We start from the raw sequence: 23,099 nt of genomic DNA, 5'->3' as shown, positions 1-23,099 counted from the left end.
CCCAAATGCCAATTGCGTTTTGGGGTCTTGTTCTGGCCTATGTGGCAGTCGCCATTAACACCACCGTTGCCAGCGTTGCATTACCTCCGATATCAAAGGCGCTTGTGGTTAATTCCGAGCAGCTCACCTGGATCGTGAATTGCACACCGCTGGCCGCGTCAGCATTCATGCTGTTTGGTGGACATTGGGCAAGCCAATACGGTTTTCGCCGCATCCTTGTGATCGGCTTATCAATCCTGACGGTATCGGCTGTGGGAGCTTCGATGGTTGTGGATGTAAACACACTGATCGCATTTCGAACATTTTCCGGTTTTGGAAGTGCTCTTGTCATGCCTTCAGCGCTGGTCTTGGCCTATCAAGTTGTTGATGAATCCCGTCGTCGCACTGCGATTGGACTTGTTACTGCAGCTCAGGCAATTGGTGGTCTCCTTGGACCTCTACTTGCTGGCTATTTGATTACGACTGTGTCCTGGAGAGCAGCTTTGTTGTCTGTGGCGCCTTTGCTCTTGGTTTCGATTTTGATTGTTTACTCAGAAATACCGAAGCGGGCAGGTCCTAAAGGGGAAAAGCGAACGTTTGACCAGATCGGAGCTGCACTTACCGCATTGTTTGGCACCAGTAGCTTGCTCTTTATGGTTAACTTGACGAACGCATCAGCAAATCAATTTATTTTTTTCAGCTCAATTGGCATCGCCGTTTTGTCACTTATCACTTTAGTTGTACACGAAGCTCGTTGTTCAAATCCACTCTTTCAGTTCAAGCAACTTCGTAAACGGACGTTTCTTGTCCCAACGGGTATCAATTGGATTGTTCAATTAGTGTATGGAGGCATGATCTTTCTGAACATGCAATATTTGCAGTTGGTGGTGGGATTATCGGCCTTCACGGCAGCATTACTCGTTGTAGCAGCAACGTTTGTGTGGATTCTTTGTAGCTCTTTTTCTGGAGTACTCAGCAAGCGCATTGGTTCTTACCGTTTAGCAATGCTGGGCTTATTAACCGCATCTTTAGGCTATGGATTGATTGGTTTTGCCGGTGTTACCCCAAACCCGATTGTCTTAACCCTTGGCTTCATCCTTTCCGGCAGTGCTGGTATCGAACCAGCAGTCATGGTGCATGGAGTTCTCGCCTCCTATGACGAAGATCAGCGAAGTTTCGGTGCCTCTCTCAATGCCATGGTGATGCGATATGGCTTGTCCACTGGTATCGCGTTATCAGGCGTGGTTCTTTCGGGCAATTTGTCCAGAATGATGAGCGAAACTCTCTCTCGTCTCGGTGAGTCGGCGAAGTTGAATGCGACCGGTTCAATCGGTGGCGCCTTTCGGGTTGCTGACTCGTTGCCATTCAACGAACGTAACACCCTAATTGAAGCAGCAAAAGTCGCATTTGTTGATGGATATCGAGAGTTCTACATATTAGCAATCGTCTTATACATGCTCGCTTTCTTCGTCCTCTTAATGCAATCCAAAGGCGGACGTCGATTGACAAGTACGATCGGCAGGCAACTTTCAATTCATTCTCCCTTCCGGAGATAACAACTCTTTAGTGAGCAGCATCGCTCCCTTCTCTTTGGTCTCAGTGTGGCGCGGAAAATCGACCATAAAAAAGGTGGCTGCAAGTTAGCCACCCTTTCTTTATTAAGTTCTTGGCATTGATCAATCAAGCTGACTCAGGATTGCGGGGAAGTCCGATTTCGTCTCTCCATTCTTCAATTGGGCGCTGCCAAGCGTCCTCTAATTTAAATGCCACTGCAGTCTGTGCAGATAAACCAAGCTTGAAGCCCTTGCTAATGGCCCTCAATATTGGTGCTAAGTCAACGTCTTCTTGTAACGCTTTCAAAAGGGTTCCAAGAATAAGGAGTACAGCTAGGGGATGACGATTTTGGGCCAAGCCAAATGCTAATACACCCATTTCACCTGCGGCATCAACACCAAAGCCGGTTAAAACATGAATAATGTCGTGAGTTTCACGCATTCGATGTTTGATATAACTCGATGGTGAAGTGATTTCGGAGTGATCAATTGTGCTTTCTGGGTTTAGTCCCTGAACAGAGAGTTGATCGGCATAAACTTGACCTAAGCTGCCCGCTGGCATCGCTAATAATTCGTTGAGCTGAACCGCAGGCGGTCTCCAATTTTCTTCAACAAGTGCACGGAAGCGAGAGTTGTCCATTAAGTGTCGGCCCATCTGGCGCGACATTTCTGAACCTTGGAGGCTGGCCCCTACCCCATAAACATTATCGAGATCCGGCTTCTCCAAAAAATTGGACACCGCAGCGACCATTTTCAGGCTCTGAAGTTTCTGTGGCAAGTTGAACAACATGTACAGACCATAGAATCCAGGCCTATTCTGATTGCCCTACGGCGATATGGCAGTCAACTGGTTTTTACACATTTCCTAAAGATGGTTCTGCGATTTACACGTGTGTCAAACCACGCGCCTCTAACAAGCTTAAGATTTCTTTCTGTTTTCCAAGGCAAAGGGATTCCTGTTAAGGATTGATCGTCGCTCTTGAACCACGCTTGCGAGCACCGTTAACGACTGGATTCTCATCTGATCTAGCCAGGCGCTGTTCCTTCCCGGCAGAATCAAGACACACTTGATCGTCTATTGGCTGCTTTGGGGAGTTTCGACCTGCAATCCATCACTTCAGAACCGGTGCTGCTGTTGGGATTGGCAGCGTTTGCTTTGCTGCTCACAGCCCTTCCGTGGTGCTTCTGGGCCGTGTCCAACGGCCGCAGCTCCAGTGGGGTTCGCTCTCTTTTGGGCTTATCGAATCTGCTGCTAACCGCACAGCTGGTGTTGCGTTGGTGGCAATCAGGGCATTTCCCGATCAGCAATCTCTACGAATCACTGTGCTTCCTGGCTTGGGCGTGCACCCTGACCCAGCTCTTAGTGGAACGTCAGTGGCCTTCACCACTTGTGGCGGCCTCCGCCACACCCATGGGGCTCGGGTGTATTGCCTTTGCCAGTTTCGCTTTGCCGGATCAATTGCAGCAAGCATCGCCCTTGGTTCCTGCTTTGCGCAGCAGCTGGCTGGTGATGCATGTGAGTGTGATCATGGTGAGTTATGCGGCACTTCTGGTGGGCTCTCTGCTCTCGGTTGCTGTTCTGATGACGGATCGTGGTCAGCAACTGGAGCTTCGCAGCAGTTCCATTGGAAGCGGAGCATTCCGAAAAGCCGTGTCGATCACAGGTGAGACAAGTGCCGTTGGAGTGCAAGCTGCGCCCGAACTGCAGTTGTCATCGATCGATTTCAGTCGGAGTGAACAGCTCGACAGTCTCAGTTATCGAACCATCACTGTGGGTTTCCTGTTGTTGACAGTGGGAATTATCAGTGGAGCCGTTTGGGCCAACGAGGCTTGGGGAAGTTGGTGGAGCTGGGATCCCAAGGAGACCTGGGCTCTGATCTGTTGGTTGGTTTATGCGGCTTACCTGCACACGCGCCTTAGTCGCGGCTGGCAAGGGCGGAGACCAGCAATGGTTGCATCATTGGGTTTGGTCGTGATTGTGGTTTGCTATATCGGCGTCAACTTGCTGGGTATCGGACTGCATAGCTATGGCTGGTTTTTTGATGCGTAGCAAGAACAACGTCTTGCGCTATCAACCTTTTGCAGGCATGACAACATCAATCACTGGGATAGGCACTGTAATGACTGCTGTTTTGAAAGTCTTCAAAAGCACCTGTCAACCTTTGTACGCTTACGACTCTGCATTGATGATGTTCATCACAGTGCCGGTAGTCACCTCCTGACATCCGCATGCTGTCCGATTCAGAGATTCTGAAGATCAAATTAGGATTCCAGGGCACAAGACCAAATCATCTCATTTAAACGTAAGCAAGCTTTTATTGATTGAATGTATCAATTACAACCGATGGAAAATGAATAATACAACCCAGATTCAGGTGTTCGCTTCAAAACATAGTTTAGAACGGTAATGATTGATTCAGACTTCAGAATCTCACGCGTCGATCATTGCTGTTGTTGATGCATCCGCACCATGGAATTGTTCATCGGATTGGCCATGCTCTTACCCCTCTCCGCATTGGCGATTCAGGCAAGAGAAGCTGAAAGTGATAACGATCACTGCGATTTTCTTTAAACATCCCGCAGACAACACCTTGCTGGGGCCGACAGCGTTTGAGCGATCGGCCCGCCAAGGGTGTCCGGACGTCAATCTCAGACCAGGACGGCCTCAGGACGCTTGCTGTCACGGATGCCTTGGATGGCAGCCGCGTAATCGGGTTGGTTGAACACTCCTGAGCCGCTCACAATGGCGTTGGCTCCAGCCTCGATCACTTTCCAAGCATTGCCACCCTTCACGCCGCCATCCACTTCGATCCAGGGATCAAGACCTTTTTCATCGCACATGCGACGGAGATCGCGAATTTTCTGAACCTGGTTTTCGATGAAGCTTTGACCGCCAAACCCGGGGTTGACGCTCATGATCAACACGAGATCACACAACTCCAGGCAATACTCCAGGGTGCTCAAGGACGTGCTGGGATTCAGAACGGCACCGGCCTGTTTGCCGAGGTCCTTGATCTGAGCAAGATTCCGATGCAGGTGGGGGCAGGCCTCAACCTGAACCGAAATGATGTCGGCACCGGCTTTGGCGAAATCGGGAACGTACTTTTCGGGTTCAACGATCATCAGGTGCACGTCCAAGGGCTTGGTCGTGACTGGTCGCAGTGCTTCAACGATCAGAGGACCGATCGTGATGTTGGGAACGAAGCGACCGTCCATCACGTCGACGTGGATCCAATCAGCGCCGGCTTGGTCAACAGCTTTGACCTCCTCGCCGAGTCGTGAGAAATCCGCAGAAAGGATGGATGGAGAGACCACCAGGGACTTGGTGCTCATGACGGGAAGACTGCTGAGACCAGGAGATTGTAAAGAGTGCGGAAGTCGCTGATACAGTTAGCCGCGCTTTTGAGTGAAAAGCCCAGTGGCACCAAGCCCAGTGAGCTGACACTCATCGCATCCGTCCCCCCCGCCGCACTCCCGTGGACCGCACTCTCATCCAGGAAATTCTCGAGGTCGTTGAGCAGGCGGCTATCGCCTCAGCCCGCCTCACTGGTCTCGGCAAGAAGGATGAAGCCGATGCTGCCGCTGTCGAGGCCATGCGTCAGCGCATGGGTCAGATCGAAATGCAGGGCCGCATCGTGATCGGTGAAGGCGAGCGTGATGAAGCTCCCATGCTTTACATCGGTGAGGAAGTCGGCAGTGGATCAGGTGCGGGCGTTGACTTCGCAGTCGACCCCTGCGAAGGCACGAATCTGTGCGCCAACAACCAGAGAGGCTCCATGGCCGTTCTGGCTGCCTCCGATCGCGGTGGTCTCTTCAACGCTCCAGACTTTTATATGAAGAAGCTGGCTGCACCTCCGGCTGCCAAGGGCAAGGTGGATATCCGCAAGTCGGCCACCGAAAACATCAAGATTCTCAGCGAGTGTCTGGGAATGGCGGCGAGTGAGCTCACAATCGTGGTGATGGACCGTGCTCGCCACAAGGACTTGATCGCTGAGATCCGTGCCACAGGCGCTCGGGTTCAACCGATCTCCGATGGCGATGTGCAGGCCGCAATCGCTTGCGGATTTGCTGGCACTGGCACCCACTGTCTGATGGGCATCGGCGCAGCTCCCGAGGGCGTGATCTCCGCAGCTGCCATGCGTGCTCTCGGCGGACACTTCCAAGGCCAGCTCGTCTACGACCCCGCCGTCGCGCAGACCAAGGAATGGGCTGATCTCACCAAAGAGGGCAATCTCGCCCGCTTGGCTGAAATGGGTATCGCTGATCCCGACAAGATCTATGAAGCCGAGGAACTGGCCTCTGGGGAGCACGTGGTGTTCGCCGGCAGTGGAATCACTGACGGGTTGCTTTTCCATGGCGTTAAGTTCGAGTCGGACTGCACGCGCACAAGCAGCCTGGTGATCAGCAATCTCGATAACACCTGCCGCTTCACCAACACGGTGCACATCAAGGACGGAGCTCAGAGCATCGCGCTGAGCTGACTTTTTCGTACACGCAACAAGGGATTCCTCCATGCACATCGCCGTTGTCGGCCTCAGTCATCGAACGGCACCGGTTGAAGTGCGCGAAAAGCTCAGCATCCCTGAGCAGACCATGGAGGAATCTCTTCAGAACCTGCGCGGTCATGATCAGGTGCTTGAGGCTTCCATCCTCAGCACCTGCAACCGTCTTGAGATTTACACACTGGTTCGTAATCCCGAGCTTGGAATCAGTGCTGTTCGCGAATTCCTAAGCAGCCATTCCGGTTTGGAAACTGGGGACCTGAAACCCCACCTGTTTGCTTATCACCACGAAGATGCCGTGGGGCATCTCCTGCGAGTCGCTGCTGGCCTCGACAGTCTGGTGCTTGGAGAAGGACAGATCCTCTCCCAAGTCAAAAAAATGATGCGCCTTGGGCAGGAACACAAGTCCCTTGGCCCGATCCTGAATCGTCTGCTGACCCAGGCTGTAAGCACTGGCAAACGCGTCCGTTCAGAAACAAATCTCGGCACTGGAGCCGTCTCCATCAGTTCTGCCGCTGTTGAACTGGCCCAACTCAAGCTGGGCCAAAGCCGTGGTCTTGACGAGCTTGTCACCCTCGAGGATGAGCAGGTCGCCGTTGTCGGCGCAGGCCGGATGAGTCGTTTGCTGTTGCAACATCTGCAGGCCAAAGGTGCTTCAGGGGTGGTTGTGCTCAATCGCACAGTGGCGCGAGCGGAAGCTCTCGCTGCAGACTTCCCAACCCTGCCTGTGCAATGCAGACCGCTCAAGGATCTCGATCACTGCCTGAGCACTTGCTCCTTGATTTTCACCAGCACGGCTGCTGATGATCCGATCATTGATGCAGAGCGGCTATCCAAGCTGAATCGACGCAGTTCACTGCGTTTGATCGACATCGGCGTTCCCCGCAATATTGCAGCCGATGTTGAGGGCATTGGCGGAGTCGATGCCCACGACGTTGATGACCTCAAAGAGGTGGTTGAGCGCAACCAAGAGGCCCGTCAGCAGGTGGCCCGGGAAGCCCAAGGTCTTCTGGATGGTGAAGCACGGCAGTTCCTTGAGTGGTGGGACTCCCTGGAGGCTGTCCCCACAATCAATCGCTTGCGTTCCTCCATGGAATCCATCCGTTCGGAGGAGCTGATGAAAGCCCTGAGCCGCATGGGTCCTGATTTTTCAGCGCGGGAACGCAAGGTGGTGGAGGCTCTCAGCAAGGGCATCATCAATAAAATCCTGCACACTCCTGTCACGGCGCTGAGAAGCCCTCAGCCACGTTCCGATCGTCAGAACGCCCTTTCAGTCGTGGAGCGCTTGTTTGATCTGCAAGCCGACGAAGACTCAGTCCAGAACTGATTCGCACCATTCTTGCTGGATCTTGCCCATTCCCCGGTTGAGATCGGGAAAAGTCCGGTAAGTTTGCTCCGCAACGCCGATCTGCGGGGGCGGCATGAAGCGCGTTCTGGCCATCATTCTCGGGGGAGGCGCTGGAACGCGCCTTTACCCTCTCACCAAGATGCGGGCCAAGCCCGCAGTGCCACTCGCTGGTAAGTACCGACTGATTGATATACCGATCAGTAACTGCATCAACTCCAACATCAACAAGATGTATGTGTTGACGCAGTTCAACAGCGCCTCACTCAACAGGCACCTCAGCCAGACCTATAACCTTTCAGCGGGTTTTGGTCAGGGTTTCGTTGAGGTCCTGGCTGCCCAACAGACCCCGGAAAGTCCATCCTGGTTCGAGGGGACAGCGGATGCTGTTCGCAAATACCAATGGCTTTTCCAAGAGTGGGACGTTGATGAGTATCTGATCCTTTCGGGTGATCAGCTGTACCGAATGGACTACAGCCTGTTCATCAATCACCACCGCAGCACTGGCGCAGACTTGACTGTTGCGGCTCTCCCCGTTGACGCCAAGCAGGCTGAGGCATTCGGTTTAATGCGCACCGACGAGGATGGCCGCATCCTGGAATTCAGGGAAAAGCCCAAGGGTGATTCCCTCTTGGAGATGGCGGTCGACACGTCTCGGTTCGGGCTCAGTGCTGAGTCAGCCAAAGAGCGCCCTTACTTGGCCTCCATGGGGATCTATGTGTTCAGTCGTGACACCCTGTTTGATCTCCTTCACCAGAATCCAACCCACAAGGATTTCGGCAAAGAGGTGATCCCTGAAGCGCTTCAGCGTGGCGATCGTCTCAAGAGCTATGTCTTTGATGATTACTGGGAAGACATCGGCACCATCGGTGCGTTTTACGAAGCCAACCTGGCGTTGACCCAGCAGCCAACTCCGCCGTTCAGTTTTTACGACGCTGAGTTTCCGATCTACACCCGTCCTCGTTACTTGCCTCCCAGCAAGCTTGTGGATTCTCAGATCACCGACTCAATCATCGGTGAGGGCTCGATCCTCAAGTCCTGCAGCATCCATCATTCAGTGCTTGGGGTGAGAAGCCGTGTTGAAGACGAGGTGGTTCTTCAAGATTCGCTGCTGATGGGTTCGGACTTCTTCGAGTCATCGAGCGAACGAGCCGTCTTGAGGGAGCGTGGGGGAATCCCTCTGGGTGTGGGCAAAGGAACCACTGTGAAGCGAGCAATCCTCGATAAGAACGCCCGCATCGGCAGCAACGTCACCATCGTCAACAAGGACCACGTTGAAGAAGCCGACCGTCCCGAGCACGGCTTCTACATCCGTAACGGAATTGTTGTTGTGGTGAAAAACGCCTCGATCCCCGACGGAACGGTGATCTGATCCCCTAATCCTCACAGAGGTTATCCAGGTTGCAGCCGAACCTTGATTACGTGGTCACACTGACGCCAGAGTGTCGTTTGTGTGACCATGTCTAAGGCCCACTTCGGTCTGATCGGGCTCGGTGTGATGGGGGAAAACCTTGTCCTCAACGCAGAGAGCAACGGTTTTTCAAGCGTCGTCTACAACCGCACCTACGCCAAGACAGAGGAGTTCTTGTCTGGACGGGGAGCCGGTAAAAACATTCAGGGTGCCACCGACCTTCAAGACTTCGTCAGCAAGCTGGAGCGCCCCCGCCGCATCCTGATGATGGTGAAGGCTGGGGGACCGGTTGATGCGGTGATTCAGCAGATCTCTCCTTTTCTGGAAGAGGGAGATTTGCTGATCGATGGTGGAAATTCCGAGTATCACGACACCGAACGCCGAGTCGCTGAGCTGGAGAGCAAAAGTTTCGGCTTTATCGGCATGGGCGTCTCCGGTGGCGCCAAAGGTGCTCTCGAGGGGCCAAGCATGATGCCAGGCGGGACCAAGGCGTCCTACGACGCCATTGAGAGCCTGGTTCGCAAAATGGCTGCCCAAGTGGAGGACGGCCCCTGCGTGACCTACATCGGTCCAGGGGGATCTGGCCACTTCGTGAAAACCGTCCACAACGGCATTGAATACGGGATTGAGCAGATCCTTGCCGAGGGCTACGACCTCATGAAGCGCGTGGGTGGCATGAACGGCACCCAGATGGCCGACGTCTTCGCCCATTGGAACAGCACCGAAGAGCTGTCCTCCTACCTCGTTGAAATCACAGAAGTGTGCCTGCGCACCAAGGATCCCGACGATGGCGCCGATTTGGTGGAAAAAATTCAAGACAAGGCCGGGCAGAAGGGAACAGGGCTCTGGACCGTTGTGAGTGCCCTGCAGATGGGGGCCTCTGTCCCCACGATCTATGCCTCCTTGAACGGACGAGTGATGAGTTCGATGAAGGAGCAGCGGATCAAGGCGGAGCCAATCCTCAAGGGCCCGGCGATCAAGTCGTTTGATATGGGGACCCCAGCCGATGGAATGGCTCCACTGATGGATGCCATGGTTTTGGCTTGTATGGCGAGCTACGCCCAGGGAATGGAGCTGTTGCGCATTGCTTCAGCTGAGCACAATTACAACCTGAACATGCCCTCGATCGCTCAGATCTGGAAGGGTGGCTGCATCATCCGTGCTCGGCTTCTGAAACGCATTCAGGATGCATTCAATGCTGATCCTCAGCTGGCCAACCTGTTGATCGATCCTTGGTTTGCGGAGCAGGTGAACCGCAGGCTTCCAGGTCTGGCCAAGGTGGTCGCCGGAGCTGCCGAAGCTGGAATTCCTGTCCCCTGCTTGAGCAGCACGCTTGACTACATCAACAGCTATCGCACGGCGCGATTGCCTCAGAACCTGGTGCAAGCCATGCGCGACTGCTTTGGTTCACACACCTATGAGCGTGTCGATAAGGACGGAATCTTCCACACTGAATGGTTGAACTGAGCTCAGAACGATGACCTCCTATCGCATCGAGCGGGCCTCAGATCCTCAGGATCTGGCCCGCCTCGCCGCTGAGCACATCGGTGCTGCCATCGATTTGGCTCTTGATCAGCGCGATCGCGCCCAGATTGCCCTCTCAGGAGGAAGCACACCCGCCCGTGCCTACGAGCGTCTCGCTCAAGAGCATCTTCCCTGGGACCGTGTGGATGTCGTGCTTGGCGATGAACGCTGGGTTGCAGCTGATGATGAATCCAGCAATGCCCGGATGCTACGCAACACGCTTCTTAAAGCAGGACAACCAGGCTCCCACGCCTGCTTTCATCCCGTTCCCACCGTGGAGTTGCCCACTGCAGAAGCCAGTGCGGAGGCTTTCGCCTCCCTGCTGACCAAGGTCTGTGAGGGAAATCCGCCGGTGTTTGATCTCATGTTGCTCGGTCTGGGTGATGACGGTCACACCGCATCGCTGTTCCCAGGAACGGATGCTCCGAAGGTGCAGGATCAATGGAGCACGGTCGGTCGAGGCAAGGGACTCGACAGGATCACACTCACAGCACCGGTTCTGAGTGCCGCGAGGAAAGTGTTGTTCCTTGTGAGTGGAGAAGGCAAGCATCAGGCACTGTCGCGCCTGATTGACCCTTCAGAATCGTCTGAACGAACCCCTGCCAAACTGGTGACTCCGAGCACGGAAATTCTTGTGCTTGCTGATCAGGCTGCTTCCCAAGGTCTTTGACGACGCCACCATCCCAGCCCGCTCCCCAGATCCGTGTGCTTGCTTCCGGCGCCTCCTTCAATGGATGGGCCAGCCTTAATGACACGATCATGGGCGGGTCGAGCAGGGCTGGCTGCCGCGTCACCGATGAGGGCCTTCGACTGGAAGGCAACGTCGTGAGCGAGGGTGGCGGCTTTGTCAGCTGCCGCTCTCCGGTTTACAAACCGCCCTTGGATCTGTCTGCGTTCCGAGGGCTACGTCTGTCCCTGGATGGGCAGGGACGGAGTTTCAAGTTTGCAGTGGCGTGCCGCGATGGCGTGCTCGGATTAACAGAGCTCATCCCTGGCGGGTTGCGATGGGTGTCCACCGTGCCGACTCAATCGCAAGGCACCACCGTGGTTGACATTCCTTTTGATCAGCTCAAGCCCGTTGTGAGGGCCAGCCCCATCAAGTTGCCACTCCGCTTTGATCCCACCTGCATCACGCGGCTTCAACTGCTGCATTCCCGATTCGGCGACGATGGCGAAGCCAACCCCGGCTTCCGATCAGGATCGATTGCGTTGTTGATCCGTTCCATCGAAGCCTTCTGAGATGGCGTCCTGTGCGCCCCTGGAAATCCTGATCGCAGCAGCAGCTGATCTGTGTTGCAAGCCTTGGCTTCATGCGGTTGTTTCCGCTGAGGATGCAACCCCTGAGGATTACTGCTGCAGGATCGAGTGCCGTGATGCTGACGGGATTCGTCTCGAACGCAATGATCTCGAGCTGGAGCTCTACCAGAGCGGATCCGATCTCAATCTGACCCTTTCATGGGCCGATCAACCCACACGACCGATCCTTTGGCACGGACAGCACCCTGTGTGGATGAACGGGGAGACAGGTGAGCGGTGCACAGCCCCCAATGATGGTGGTTCGCTCGAAGCGTTGGCTCGCCGGCTGCGAGCGTTGCTGGCCTGACGCAATGGTCAACGACCGCTAGAGACGTTGGCGACGAGATGCAACTGGTCGCGGATGGAGTCAACACCTGCCACCTCAAGCACCAGGGCATCACCGGGTTCGCTGCCAGCTGGACAGGTAGCAGCAAGATCAAGGGCCAACTCTTCGAGGCGCACCAACCCCAGGCGATCCTGAGGGCGCAGCCAGCGCAGAAAATCAACCGGCCAACGCGCGTTGGCGTGTTGCTCGAACCAAACCTGCTGCCAGTGGCGCTGATCTTCCCGGGTGACGGCAATGCCTTCACGAACGGCTGTGTCGATCTGCTGGAGAAGGGTTTGCAATGACTCGGTGTTCAGAGGCTCTTCATTTGCATGTGGGTAGAGCAGGGCTGCGAACTGACGCTGCACCACCAGATCGCTGTAGCGCCTGATCGGGGATGTGGCCTGTGCATACGCGGAAAGACCAAGGCTGAAATGGGCTGCGGGAGTGGTGCCCATCAACCCGCGACTGAGACAGCGCTTGATGGCTGCAAAACGCACGGCACCATCACCAAGGCCCTCCAGTTGAGCCGCTGATGGAAGTTCAGCAGGAAGCTGACTTCGAAAGGGAAGAGGCAGGTCGTGCTCGATGCCCTGGGATGCCGCAACGCTGCCGCAAAGGATCATGGCTTCGGCCACCATGTCCCGAGATGGACTTGGTTCGGTGATCTCGATGGTTGGTTGACCATCCCGACAGCGAATGCGACCTTCCGGCAAATCCATCAACAACGCTCCCCGTTGCACGCGCCACTGACGTCTGGTGGTCAGCAAGTCATGAAGATCCGAGAGATCGGCCTCTTCCGGTGGCGCGAAATCAATCAATTCGTCGGCATCGTCGTAGGTGAGCCGATAGCGCGGGGTGACCCAGCTTCGGCAGAGTCCACTGGCTGTGACGTCACCGGAGGCATCAAGATCCACCCAGGTGCTCCAGGCTGGATTGCGCTGGCCTGCCTTCAGGCTGAACACTTCGCTTGAGAGCTTTGAAGGGAACATGGGCAAGAGTCCCCTGGAGAGATACAAGCTGCTTCCCCTGCGGCGCGCCTCGAGATCGAGGGGAGAGCCTGCTGTGATCAACCGACTGGGATCGGCAATGTGAATCCAGATTCGGAGATGGTCATTGGCCAGTCGTTCAAGCCCTAGGGCATCATCGATATCTTTTGTTTCGGCGTCATCGATCGTGACGCAGGCAAGGTGGGTGAGATCGCGACGCTCGGAATCACCAGGCTGAGCCTGCATGCTGCAACGCATCAAGCGTTCCGCTTCAGCTGTGAGCTCCGCGCTGAATCCGTAAGACCACGGCGTTCCGGCGATGGATGAAAGCTGATGAGGATCGAGATGACCCAGGGTCACGAGACGCTCGCGAACATCCCCACGGTTTTGATCGAAGCGCAACTGTGTCAGCGACTGTCGAAGCCCAGCCGTGAGGTCGTCGAAGCTGTTGCTTCCAGCGCAGAAACCAATCAGTTGCTCAATCCATTCGAGATGGAGTGGATCCAGCACCTGCCGTTCCACACCTTTTTTGGCGCCGAGGTAATCCAGCCAACGTTGAAATCGGGCCTGCCCGAGTTGCTCTCGTCGCCTCTCGAGCCGTCGGGAGCGGATCTCATCCAGCAGCCGCGCACTGACCAAGCCTTGCTTGAGGCGGAAAAGATCATGCCCTGACTCGAGATTCAACCAAGCGGACGCACAGTGCAGGGGATCTTGAGACCCATAAACAAGATCTGCAAAATCAGACAGCGCAACTGTCTCACCTGATTCACCGAGCAAGACCCAGGCTTGGCCCCAATCGCGATGCATGAGACGCGCTCTGGTCAGGGCTTGTTCGTTGAAATCCCATGGAAAAACCCCCAGTTTGCCGGCCACAGCGGTGGACGGTGAGCTGGGGGCTATCAGGGTGAGCTGCCGGGCCGGGAGGACTTGCTCCTTGGCCTTGAAACCCACGCTCAAACGCCGTTTGCTGCCCTGAACTGAAAGGACGACGGCAAGTTGAGGAGCTTTGAGGTCGCTGACCCCGACAAGGTCACCAGGTTGGAAATCAGCGATCGCCAGAAATCAGCCCTCGGGATTCACGAAGGGCAGGAGGGCCACGATGCGAGCACGCTTGACGGCGTTGGTGAGGTCACGCTGTTGCTTCGCCGTCAGACCTGTGAGACGACGGGGCAGAATCTTGCCGCGTTCAGTGATGAACTTCTTGAGCAGATCCACATCTTTGTAATCGATGGGATCGCCGGGCTTAATCGGTGAAAGGCGCTTCTTGAAAAAGGAGCTGGACATTGCGGTGGTGTTGAAGAAGACGTTTGGACAGAAAGTTCGGATTCAGCAGATCACTTGATCTCTTTGTGAATCGTCATTTTGTTGTCGTGGGGACAGAACTTCTTCAGCTCCAACCGCTCGGTGGTGTTCCGACGGTTTTTTTCAGTGGTGTATCGAGACACACCCTGGGAACGTTTTTCGGTGCTGGACCGGCATTCGGTGCACTCAAGAGTGACAACGATCCGGACGCCCTTGTTCTTGGCCATAAGGACGTTACGCCGCGCTTGCGAAGCGAATGAGAAACAACAACTCTACAGGGCAGCCTTCCTCTTCTTAATCACTCTCCCAGCACGAAAGAGTCCGTAGGATCCCCCACCGACGTCATGTTTCCCCATGCGGGTTTCCCTCTCCTGGCTGAAGGATCTGGTTCAAGTGAATGAACCTGCCGATCAGCTGGGGGATCGGCTGTCGATGGCGGGCTTTGAGGTTGAGGAACTCGAGGATCTCAGCCTTCTGGCCCAGGGGGTTGTGGTGGGCCATGTTCTTGAGAAGACCAAGCATCCCAATGCCGACAAGTTGAGTGTGTGCTCGGTGGATGTGGGGGCTGAGGCTCCGCTTCAGATCGTTTGCGGTGCACCCAATGTGCGAGCAGGCATCCATGTACCTGTGGCCATGGTGGGTGCTGTGCTTCCTGCGGTGAAACTCACCATCAAAGCCGGGGAACTGCGAGGAGTGAGCAGTCAGGGCATGATCTGTTCCCTCGCAGAGCTGGGGCAAACCAGTGCTGTCGACGGCATTGCCATTCTTGAGGATCTGGTGTTTGAAGTACCGGCACCTGGTGTGTCAATCGCACCGGTGTTGGGACTCGACGACACCGTTCTCGAACTCGCGATTACGGCCAATCGCCCTGATGGACTGTCGATGACAGGCATCGCCCGTGAAGTGGCAGCCCTGACCGGATCTGATCTCTCTCTCCCAGATACACCAGCACCAACCTCTTGCGAGGCCTTAACTCCCAGCGCCGGATCCGCCGAGGCCATGCAGAGAGGTGGGATCTACGCCGTCACCGAGGTCATGCAGCTCGACGGCGCCAAGCGCTCACCTCAATGGATGCAGCAGCGTCTTCAACGCGCTGGAGTGAATCCTGTGAATGCCGTCGTGGATATCGGCAATCTGGTGATGTTGGAACAGGGACAACCCCTGCATGCGTTCGACGCCGACGCCCTCGAATCGCTCTGCGGGCAGCCCATCAAGGCAGCGGATTTCGGCCTGCGTCAGGCGCACGACCAGGAACCCTTCCGTGGCTTGGATGGCCGTGACCTGGTGCTTGATTCCAGAGTTCAGGTAGTGACGTGCTGCGATCGAGCGGTTGCCATTGCTGGCGTGATGGGCAGTGCAAACACTGCAGTCAACGACACAACCCAGCGGATTTGGCTGGAATCAGCGCTCTTCACGCCCACGTCCGTACGCAGCAGTAGCCGTGCCACTGGCCAGCGCACGGATTCCAGCAGCCGTTACGAGAAGGGTTTGCCCAGGGAAATCACTCTGCTGGCTGCAGGACGGGCGCTCTCACTCCTGAAAACGATGCTGGGGGCCGAAATCGGACAGACATGGCAATGCGCTGCCGAACCTGGTCCAGCACCGGTTGTGGAGCTTCGTCGCAACGCTCTGCACCAATTGTTGGGACCACTGGCTCCCACAGCCCCTGATGCAGAGGCTCAAGACCTCGACGATGGTCGCGTCGAAGCATGTCTGAAGTCGCTCGGCTGTTCGCTCACGGCAACGGACGACGGATGGGAAGTCATCGTGCCCCCGTCCCGTCGCCTCGATTTGCTGCGGGAAGTTGACCTCATCGAGGAAGTGGCCCGTCTTGTTGGATTCGATCACTTTGAGTCCCATCTGCCTGACCCACTACGGCCTGGTCAGTTGTCCACGGCGCAGCAAGCAGAACGTCGATTGCGTCAGCGCCTGTGTGCATTCGGTCTTCAGGAAGTCACAACGCTGTCCCTCACCCGTGCGGACGACTCGGATGCGAATCGGATTGCCATCAGCAATCCTCTGCTTGCCGAAACAAGCCATTTGCGCACGGCACTTTGGCAAGAGCATCTCGAAATCTGCCAGCGCAATCTGCAAGCCTCTCAACCTGGTTGCTGGTTGTTTGAAATTGGCAACGTCTTTTCACCCGATTCCAGCGGAGTGCATCAGCAATCTCGCCTCGGTGGCGTGATCTGTGGCGAGCGCCGCCTCTCCCGCTGGCGTACCAGCGGCAAGACGGCGCCACTGAGTTACTTCGAAGCACGGGGAATCCTCACGGCTCTCTTGTCATCTTTGGGTATCGACAGCATGGATCGGCGTCTCAGCGATGACGTGCGTCTACATCCAGGGCGTGCCGCCACAGTTGTCGTGGAAGGGAAACCCCTTGGATGTTTCGGACAGCTGCATCCATCACTTTGCGATGACTTTGAGTTGCCTCCTGAGACCTATCTCTTCGATTTCGACACAGCACTGCTTCTCAATGCTGCCACAAGAAACAATCGCTGGATTCCGCAGTTCAAGACCTATTCAACCCTGCCAGCAGCGGAGCGGGATTTAGCCATGGTGGTTTCAAAGTCTCTCCCATCCGGTGATTTGCTCCAGGCCATTCGCAAGGCCGGTAAACCCTTGCTGGAATCAGTTGAACTCATTGACCACTTTGAATCCGACCAATTGGGAGCCGACCGCTGCAGTCAAGCGTTCCGTCTGCGCTACCGCGGCAAAGACAGCACCCTCACCGATGACCAAATCCAGCCCGTGCATGAGAAGGTGCGTCAGGCACTGATCAAGCAGTTCGAGGTCGAACTTCGGAGCTGATCCGAACCATCATCACCAGGCATTCCAGATGGGAGGTTTGGGGAAAGAAATCAACGGGCCTGATCGTTTCAATCCGATACGGGCCATCAGGACCTGCTAGCTGCTGCAGATCTCTGGCCAGAGTTGCGGGATCACAGCTCTGATAGATCAAGAATGCTGGCGGAATCGCCAGAATCATCTGCAACACGTCAGGAGCAAGACCTTTTCGTGGAGGGTCGACAACCAAAACTTGATGGATCGGCAGAAGTTGGCGTAAGTGATCCACAACATCCCCATCGATGAAGGTTGCCGTTCTGAGTGCATTGCGTCGCGCATTCTCCTGTGCCTGAATCACTGACGCGCGATTGATTTCCAATCCGATCACGTTCAATCCAGCAGCTGCCAACGGCAGGGCGATGGTCCCGATGCCGCAGTACGCATCAATCACATTCGCCGACGGTGCGACACCCACAATCCAGTCACGGATCAACGTCACCACCTGCTCCGCCCGTTCGGTGTTCACTTGAAAGAACGTCGTGGTTCCAAGCTGAAGCGTCAAGCCGCAGAAGTACTCCTCGATCACGTCCTGTCCCTGTAGGCAGAGCGTCTGCGCACCGAGCACGGTGTTGCTCCGCTTGGGTTGCACATTCAGAGTGACCCCCTTCAACGCAGGCCAACGCTGCATCCATTGCCCAGCCAGTTGCTCCAGCCCGGGGAGATGCTCCGTCGCTGATACCAGTGAAATCAGCAACTCTCCTGTTCTCACGCCGATCCGTAGCCCGAGGTGTCTCAGCCCCGGTTTGCCTCGCAAATCGGAGTCCATCGGCCAGTTGGTGTCGCTCAGATCCCGTTTGATGGGCTCGATCAAGGCATCCAGCCGTGGGTCAAGCACCGGACAGTGATTCAGATTCACGATGCGATGACTGCCGCGGCGGTAATAGCCAAGCCGAAGTTCTCCCTCAAGCCGTTGAAGCGGGATCAGGGCACGATTGCGGTACCCAAGGGATTGAGCTTCAGGGCTGACCAGAGGCGCAGCCAGATCCGTCAATCCTCCGATTCGATGGAGGGTTGCATGGAGATGATCCTGCTTCCAGCGGTTCTGTGCCTCCACGCTGAGGTGCTGGAGCGTGCATCCACCACAGGCATGGGCAAGGATGCAAGGTGGTCGCCTGGCATCGGCTGAGGGCTCGATGCTCTGGATTTTTTTTCCATGCCATTGGCGACGCTGTCGCTGCAGCAGCTGGACGCTGGCGAGCTCACCAGGAAGCAGTTCCGGCACCGTGATCACCCAGCCGTTCCAGCGCGCAATGCCTCGCCCCTGCTGGTCTAGATCCTCTCCGTGAACGGCGATGGTCAGGCCTGGCCTGGGTGAATCAGAGCTTGATGTCATTGCAAAGGCGTAACACCCCCCACCTCACATCCATGGCTGGGGTTCAGGAGCTTTAAACTTTCCCAAGCATGCCAGCCGTCATGAGCGTTGTAAGGGATCTGATCCTCAAAGCCGATGACGATTTGCGCTACCCCAGCAGCGGTGAGCTCAACTCGATCGTCGAGTTTCTTGGTCAAGGCTCCCTTCGTCTCTCTGTGGTGCGGATCCTCTCCGACAACGAAAAGAAGATCGTTGATGAATCGGCGCGCCAGTTGTTCAGTCTTCGTCCTGAGTACGTCGCACCCGGTGGCAATGCATACGGGCAGAAGCAGCGTGCTCAATGCTTGAGGGATTACAGCTGGTATTTGCGGCTTGTCACCTATGGCGTTCTGGCCGGCAGCACCGAAATGATTGAGCAGATCGGCTTGATCGGTGCCCGGGAGATGTACAACAGCCTTGGCGTCCCCATGCCCGGAATGGTGGATGCGATGCGTGCCATGCGGGAAGCCTCTTTGGTTCTTCTCTCCGACGACCAACAACGGCTTGCTGGCCCTTATTTCGATTTTCTGATCCAAGGGATGCAAACCAGCACCTGACTCCTGCAGCTCCCGAGCTCCCCTGAGGCCCTCAAACGAGGGCCTTTTTTGTTGGATTGCTGCCTCGGGAGCAGGCCAATCAACGCATTAAAGATCCCATGTGAGACTTATTTATAGACTCAGTGCGATTCACATGCGAGAGCAGTGAGAATAGAGGAAACCCAGGTCGTCGGGGGTCAGTGCAGCGTTTAAAAGCTGCGTCACTGTGTCTACAGCAGGTACGCAAGCGAGACAGCCTTGTGTTTGCAATGGATTTGAGGGGTTTTATATTCGCTGGACTCTGGCAGTTCTGGCATGGACGCGCTGACGCGCCACTCAACAGCACATCAAGTCACCAAGGGCATTGCGATGCAAATACCAATCACGAGCATTTAAAAATGCAGAAAAATCAATGTTGATAGAAATAGCTTGACCGTCTCACCTGGGTTGCATTTTGAGTCTCAAAAAGGGTCTTACCTGGCTCTCTCGATAAAGACTTGTTGGCCTGTCTGGCGCCCGTCTACTCCTGGCTCTGATCCTTTTGCCGATACAGCTCTTTGAGCATCTGATAAGCCTCATTCAATCGACGCATCGCTTCCGTGGATCCACCAGAGTCGGGATGCACTTCCACAGCCTTGCGCTTGTAGGCATCGCGAATGGTGCGAAGCGTCAACGAATGGCCTGCCTGGGTTGGTAATTCAAGTTGTCGCAATGCACCATGCAAAGTCATGGTGGATTCGAGAGTTTCAAACGAGGTGACCTTGCGGCTGCGTTTGAAACGGTTCACAAAGCGACGAATCAACGTTGGGATCCGGTCGATCACGGTTGCTGTGGCGAAGGGATCTTCCAACACCGCTGCAGCAACAATGACGTGTTCAAAGCGAGGGCTCTGCACAGGCCAGTTGCCGCATATCTGATCCATTGCATTCTTGACCTGAGACCAAGTGAACGCACGGCCCTCGCTGCCATCGATCTGCGGCCAGATGTCCCTGGCCATCCAAAGCATCACAGCGTCCATCACAGTGTCACCTGGGGATGAACCGTAAAGGCTCATCCAGTGCTGCAGCGCCGAATCAGACCATGCCTGAAGCTGGCTTGCACTGATTGATGGAACCACTGGAGCATCAACAGAGGCTTCCGTCGCCTCCAGGCTGGATCGAATCGCTGCGGTGCGATTTCTGACAAATCCGGGAAGATCAATGCCACCGCCATTGGATCCTGACGATCGGCGTGGTGGAGGTGACGGCGTGCGAACAGGCTCTTCAAGCGGGGATCCGCTTCTGTGATGGTGCGATCCCACCAACACGATGGCCCTGTCCTCGTCGTAAACGGGATCGTTGCCATCTGACCCGGTGACTTGAATTGGGGTTGCGGCACCATCGACGGCTGGTTCAGGGGAGATGGTCTCAGCGTCGGATTCGAAAATCTCCTCTAACAACCGTTCCAGGCAGGCCCCCCTGGAGCGGGCATGCCATTCCTTGCGCAGCTGATCAAGCCGATCAACAAGATGTTCGGGTAGTTCGACGCTGATGCGTTTACCTGACATATCGACGAAACGTTCTGGCCCTTCGCCCTCGAAGGCTATCGACCCTGAAGACGCCGCAGCCACTCTTGCTGGGCTTTGATGGCCTCGCGATAGCGTTGCTCCAGAGTGCTGTTCACTCGTTGGGGCATGATCATGGCCGGTGGCATCGGGTTCAGTCCACCGCGCGGCGCCACCAAGACAGGTGGCGGTGGTGGTGCTGTGATCACTTTCGGTTTGAGAGGTGTTTGCGTCGTTGCTGGCTTCGGAGCCGGAGTCTCCTTGGTCGGTTGAGGTTTTGTTGTGACGGCTGGAGGGGGTGTGGCCGGTCGGACTTTGCGCGCCTTGGCTGCGGCCTCGGCCTTACGTGCTGCTTGGAGCCTCTCTTGCCGTTGCTTGAGCATGGCGAGCTGAGTGTTGGGAACCACGCTCAGCAAATGTCCCGGGGTGGCATCCGCTGGGTAAACAACACTCACGGTGACCTGATTGGGGGCCTGTCCCTTGAGATTCAACTGGGCGAGCGAAAGACTCTGTCCAGAGCGCATTCCAACATGAACTTCCTGATATCCCTCGTCAGTCTTGATACCAATCGAACCTCGAAACGCTGTGAATGATGGGCGCCCCGATGCCACGGGATGACTTAACACGAGATCGTGTGGTCCCTCACCGGAGAGATTCAATTCAACATCAAAACGAACACCGTAGGTGCCCACATTATTAACGGCAGAATCCACCATCTTGGTGGCTAACTGATTGACTTGAATGTCGCGCGTTCCGAAGTGATGCTTGCGCGTGCTTGTGAGCGGCACATGCAAAGGTGCCTGGTTCAGATCGTGCCTGATGGATGCTTTGTATTCATCACCGAGGGCAACACCAGCGACTCGAGAAAAGATTGTCCCTGCTTGAATTTCCCTCACACGATTGAGGTAAATCCGCCCTGGAGCAAGGCGACCACTGTTCAGAACAGCAATCAAATCGTTTTCATTTTTCGTCTCTTCAGCAGCAATCACGGCCATATGAAAAGGCCCATCGCTCTGCCCACGCAACAGGCCATTCATAATTCCACGAGCAGGAACAACGCTACTCACGATCACCTTTTTGCTTTTAGGCGGAATGACCACGGTGTCGGGCAGACGGCGGTCGAGTTCTCCACGGAGAATTTGTACGGCCGTAGCATCACCCGGCCCCGTGTTCCAGGGTCTTCGGCCCAAGGGCTTGACGCCCATCAAACGATTGGCTTGATAAGGAGCTTCGAAGCTATTTTTGACAGAACCCCGCTTAAATTGAAGGGTGACAGGTGTTGCGCCTGGATTGATAGCAATGGCGGCAACAGTTAAAAGTCCTCTCGCCCTGCGTCCTCCCAATTTGCTGGAATCGTTCGGATAGTATTTATGGTGCATGTGAACACCAAATTCACCGTCAAACGTGTAAGTGGCGTTTTTGAGGGGTTGATTCGTTTCTGCAGCGACGGCTTGTCCCGGTGCGGTATTCACCAATATTCCTGGACCTTTAACAATTTCAGGCTGGTTGGAATGCAGCACTGGAACGTTGTTGAACGCGCCATTCAAGGGCTTGGCGCGTTGTCCGGCCATCAGAGGCACATACGCAGACGCAGGACGAATTTCAGCGGATGCAATGATCCCAACTGAGACGCTCAACAGGACCAGTTTTGGGATTCGGCGAGACACGCGAGACTGGTTCCTTGGGGAGCGCATGAGCGCAAGTTCCAAACTTAATCGTCAGATCAAAAACCGCCAAGTCGCCGAGAAGCCCGCAGCGAAGATTTTCTCTGGGCAGGATGGTGTCATCAGACGTTTCACCATGTTCCCTCCCCTCGATTGCATGTCCTGCGCCGATGCTGATTGGCAGCAGAAGCAAAAATCCCGCAAATTGCGCATGCTGCGCTTCTGGCGCGATGGTCTCGAGCGTCAGCTTGCAGCCGTGTCTGCCGCGATCTCCACTCTTGAACAACAGATCGAGCGCGATCAGTCAGCACAGAGCTGAGGTTCAAGGGCCGAGCGGAGCTGTTCAAGACCGCGCTTCACGCGTCGTTGCATGGTCATGGCACTGACGCCTGACGCCTTTCCTGCGGCGCGGAGGCTTAGGCCGTGTAAGACAACCTCTTCAATGGCTGTGCGTTCAGGTCCGCCTAACCCGCTCAATGTCGTTTGAACGAGCTTCGATCGTTCGATCTGCTCGATCGCAACGGTGAGTTCGTGATTCGGATCTGCAACCGCCTCGGCGCAGCAGTACACCCGCCGAAGCGGAGCTCCACTGTTCTGGGCCCCCTCTTCATTCTCCTTGCTCTCCTGCCATCGTCTCGGCATGCGTACCATCGATGCGTTGTCCCTTAGGTAATGAAGGATGGCGCCTCTGATATGAGGCCTGGCGAATGCATGGAAGGGAATGCAGCGGTCAGCATTGAAGTTCTCCGCTGCACGGAGCAGACCCATCAACCCCACCTGGTTCAGGTCATCACATTCGACCCCGCAACGATTGGCGTAGTGCCTCGCGATCGGACTGACCAGTTGCAAGTGGTCATTGACCCTCTGGTTGCGCCGCCTGATTTGCCTTTTCATGGTCTGGTCTCTTGATCCCCTGTCTTGGCAGGGACTCA

General features: G+C 55.6%; 21 protein-coding genes. 12 read left to right on the top strand and 9 right to left on the bottom strand.

Annotated features, from left to right (window positions below):
- The first annotated feature begins 5 nt into the window (after positions 1 to 5).
- Positions 6 to 1,535, top strand: a complete 1,530-nt coding sequence (locus tag KQ296_RS12195) for an MFS transporter (protein ID WP_259726510.1) — start codon at positions 6 to 8, stop codon at positions 1,533 to 1,535.
- 124 nt (positions 1,536 to 1,659) lie between these two features.
- Here KQ296_RS12195 and KQ296_RS12190 read toward each other — a convergent pair whose 3' ends face one another.
- Complete coding sequence (locus KQ296_RS12190; protein ID WP_259726509.1) at positions 1,660 to 2,283, bottom strand: Coq4 family protein; 624 nt, start codon at positions 2,281 to 2,283, stop codon at positions 1,660 to 1,662.
- Positions 2,284 to 2,619: 336 nt separating this feature from the next.
- Between KQ296_RS12190 and ccsB the strand changes: the two genes are divergently transcribed.
- On the top strand, positions 2,620 to 3,582 hold the full coding sequence (gene ccsB, locus KQ296_RS12185; protein WP_011933208.1) for a c-type cytochrome biogenesis protein CcsB: 963 nt from the start codon (positions 2,620 to 2,622) through the stop codon (positions 3,580 to 3,582).
- Positions 3,583 to 4,181: 599 nt separating this feature from the next.
- Here ccsB and rpe read toward each other — a convergent pair.
- Positions 4,182 to 4,865, bottom strand: a complete 684-nt coding sequence (rpe, locus tag KQ296_RS12180) for a ribulose-phosphate 3-epimerase (RefSeq protein WP_011933206.1) — start codon at positions 4,863 to 4,865, stop codon at positions 4,182 to 4,184.
- 143 nt (positions 4,866 to 5,008) lie between these two features.
- Between rpe and glpX the strand changes: the two genes are divergently transcribed.
- The 7 genes from glpX to KQ296_RS12145 all read left to right on the top strand — a co-directional run bounded on the left by glpX (position 5,009) and on the right by KQ296_RS12145 (position 11,917).
- A complete protein-coding gene (gene glpX, locus KQ296_RS12175; protein ID WP_011933205.1) occupies positions 5,009 to 6,013 on the top strand; it encodes a class II fructose-bisphosphatase in 1,005 nt (334 codons plus the stop codon).
- Between the two features lie 31 nt (positions 6,014 to 6,044).
- Positions 6,045 to 7,361, top strand: coding sequence for a glutamyl-tRNA reductase (locus tag KQ296_RS12170; RefSeq protein WP_011933204.1), 1,317 nt, complete (start codon positions 6,045 to 6,047; stop codon positions 7,359 to 7,361).
- A 94-nt stretch (positions 7,362 to 7,455) separates the two neighbouring features.
- Complete coding sequence (locus tag KQ296_RS12165; RefSeq protein WP_011933203.1) at positions 7,456 to 8,751, top strand: glucose-1-phosphate adenylyltransferase; 1,296 nt, start codon at positions 7,456 to 7,458, stop codon at positions 8,749 to 8,751.
- An 87-nt stretch (positions 8,752 to 8,838) separates the two neighbouring features.
- On the top strand, positions 8,839 to 10,257 hold the full coding sequence (gene gndA, locus KQ296_RS12160) for an NADP-dependent phosphogluconate dehydrogenase (RefSeq protein ID WP_011933202.1): 1,419 nt from the start codon (positions 8,839 to 8,841) through the stop codon (positions 10,255 to 10,257).
- A gap of 10 nt (positions 10,258 to 10,267) precedes the next feature.
- Entirely contained in the window at positions 10,268 to 10,984 is a 717-nt protein-coding gene (gene pgl / locus KQ296_RS12155) for a 6-phosphogluconolactonase (RefSeq protein WP_011933201.1), read from the top strand.
- On the top strand, positions 10,981 to 11,553 hold the full coding sequence (locus KQ296_RS12150) for a CIA30 family protein (RefSeq protein WP_011933200.1): 573 nt from the start codon (positions 10,981 to 10,983) through the stop codon (positions 11,551 to 11,553). The genes pgl and KQ296_RS12150 overlap by 4 nt, the downstream gene beginning before the upstream one ends.
- 1 nt (position 11,554) lies before the next feature.
- Positions 11,555 to 11,917: a hypothetical protein gene (locus KQ296_RS12145; protein WP_011933199.1), complete on the top strand. Its 363-nt coding sequence runs from the start codon at positions 11,555 to 11,557 to the stop codon at positions 11,915 to 11,917.
- Between the two features lie 8 nt (positions 11,918 to 11,925).
- On the opposite strand, the gene KQ296_RS12140 is transcribed toward KQ296_RS12145, so the two are convergent.
- From KQ296_RS12140 to rpmG, 3 genes are all read right to left on the bottom strand, one after another.
- Entirely contained in the window at positions 11,926 to 13,731 is a 1,806-nt protein-coding gene (locus KQ296_RS12140) for a ribonuclease catalytic domain-containing protein (protein WP_259726508.1), read from the bottom strand.
- Between the two features lie 255 nt (positions 13,732 to 13,986).
- A complete protein-coding gene (rpsR, locus tag KQ296_RS12135) occupies positions 13,987 to 14,208 on the bottom strand; it encodes a 30S ribosomal protein S18 (RefSeq protein ID WP_006041316.1) in 222 nt (73 codons plus the stop codon).
- A 50-nt stretch (positions 14,209 to 14,258) separates the two neighbouring features.
- Positions 14,259 to 14,453, bottom strand: coding sequence for a 50S ribosomal protein L33 (gene rpmG / locus KQ296_RS12130; RefSeq protein ID WP_011933197.1), 195 nt, complete (start codon positions 14,451 to 14,453; stop codon positions 14,259 to 14,261).
- A 127-nt stretch (positions 14,454 to 14,580) separates the two neighbouring features.
- Between rpmG and pheT the strand changes: the two genes are divergently transcribed.
- Positions 14,581 to 17,037: a phenylalanine--tRNA ligase subunit beta gene (gene pheT, locus KQ296_RS12125; protein ID WP_011933196.1), complete on the top strand. Its 2,457-nt coding sequence runs from the start codon at positions 14,581 to 14,583 to the stop codon at positions 17,035 to 17,037.
- On the opposite strand, the gene rlmD is transcribed toward pheT, so the two are convergent.
- The gene (gene rlmD / locus KQ296_RS12120; RefSeq protein ID WP_011933195.1) at positions 17,006 to 18,406 is read right to left on the bottom strand and encodes a 23S rRNA (uracil(1939)-C(5))-methyltransferase RlmD; all 1,401 of its coding nucleotides are present in this window, start codon (positions 18,404 to 18,406) and stop codon (positions 17,006 to 17,008) included. The two genes, pheT and rlmD, sit on opposite strands and share 32 nt — an antisense overlap.
- Before the next feature lie 80 nt (positions 18,407 to 18,486).
- Between rlmD and KQ296_RS12115 the strand changes: the two genes are divergently transcribed.
- Positions 18,487 to 18,981, top strand: coding sequence for an allophycocyanin subunit alpha-B (locus KQ296_RS12115; protein WP_011933194.1), 495 nt, complete (start codon positions 18,487 to 18,489; stop codon positions 18,979 to 18,981).
- Between the two features lie 499 nt (positions 18,982 to 19,480).
- Here the strand turns inward: KQ296_RS12115 and KQ296_RS12110 are convergent, their stop codons facing one another.
- Together KQ296_RS12110 and KQ296_RS12105 are read right to left on the bottom strand one after the other, a co-directional pair.
- Positions 19,481 to 20,506 (bottom strand): ribbon-helix-helix protein, CopG family, encoded by a 1,026-nt coding sequence (locus KQ296_RS12110; protein ID WP_011933193.1) that lies wholly within the window; start codon positions 20,504 to 20,506, stop codon positions 19,481 to 19,483.
- Between the two features lie 35 nt (positions 20,507 to 20,541).
- Positions 20,542 to 22,197: a DUF3370 domain-containing protein gene (locus KQ296_RS12105; protein ID WP_011933192.1), complete on the bottom strand. Its 1,656-nt coding sequence runs from the start codon at positions 22,195 to 22,197 to the stop codon at positions 20,542 to 20,544.
- A 106-nt stretch (positions 22,198 to 22,303) separates the two neighbouring features.
- Between KQ296_RS12105 and KQ296_RS12100 the strand changes: the two genes are divergently transcribed.
- On the top strand, positions 22,304 to 22,486 hold the full coding sequence (locus KQ296_RS12100; protein ID WP_011933191.1) for a hypothetical protein: 183 nt from the start codon (positions 22,304 to 22,306) through the stop codon (positions 22,484 to 22,486).
- Here the strand turns inward: KQ296_RS12100 and KQ296_RS12095 are convergent.
- Positions 22,468 to 23,061: a sigma-70 family RNA polymerase sigma factor gene (locus KQ296_RS12095; protein WP_041428497.1), complete on the bottom strand. Its 594-nt coding sequence runs from the start codon at positions 23,059 to 23,061 to the stop codon at positions 22,468 to 22,470. The two genes, KQ296_RS12100 and KQ296_RS12095, sit on opposite strands and share 19 nt — an antisense overlap.
- Positions 23,062 to 23,099: the final 38 nt, after the last annotated feature.

The organism is Synechococcus sp. CS-197, assembly GCF_025128215.1.
Classification (GTDB): Bacteria; Cyanobacteriota; Cyanobacteriia; order PCC-6307; family Cyanobiaceae; genus Synechococcus_C.
The sequence above is the reverse complement of the archived record's forward strand: the minus strand, read 5'-3'. Positions and strand labels throughout refer to the sequence as shown.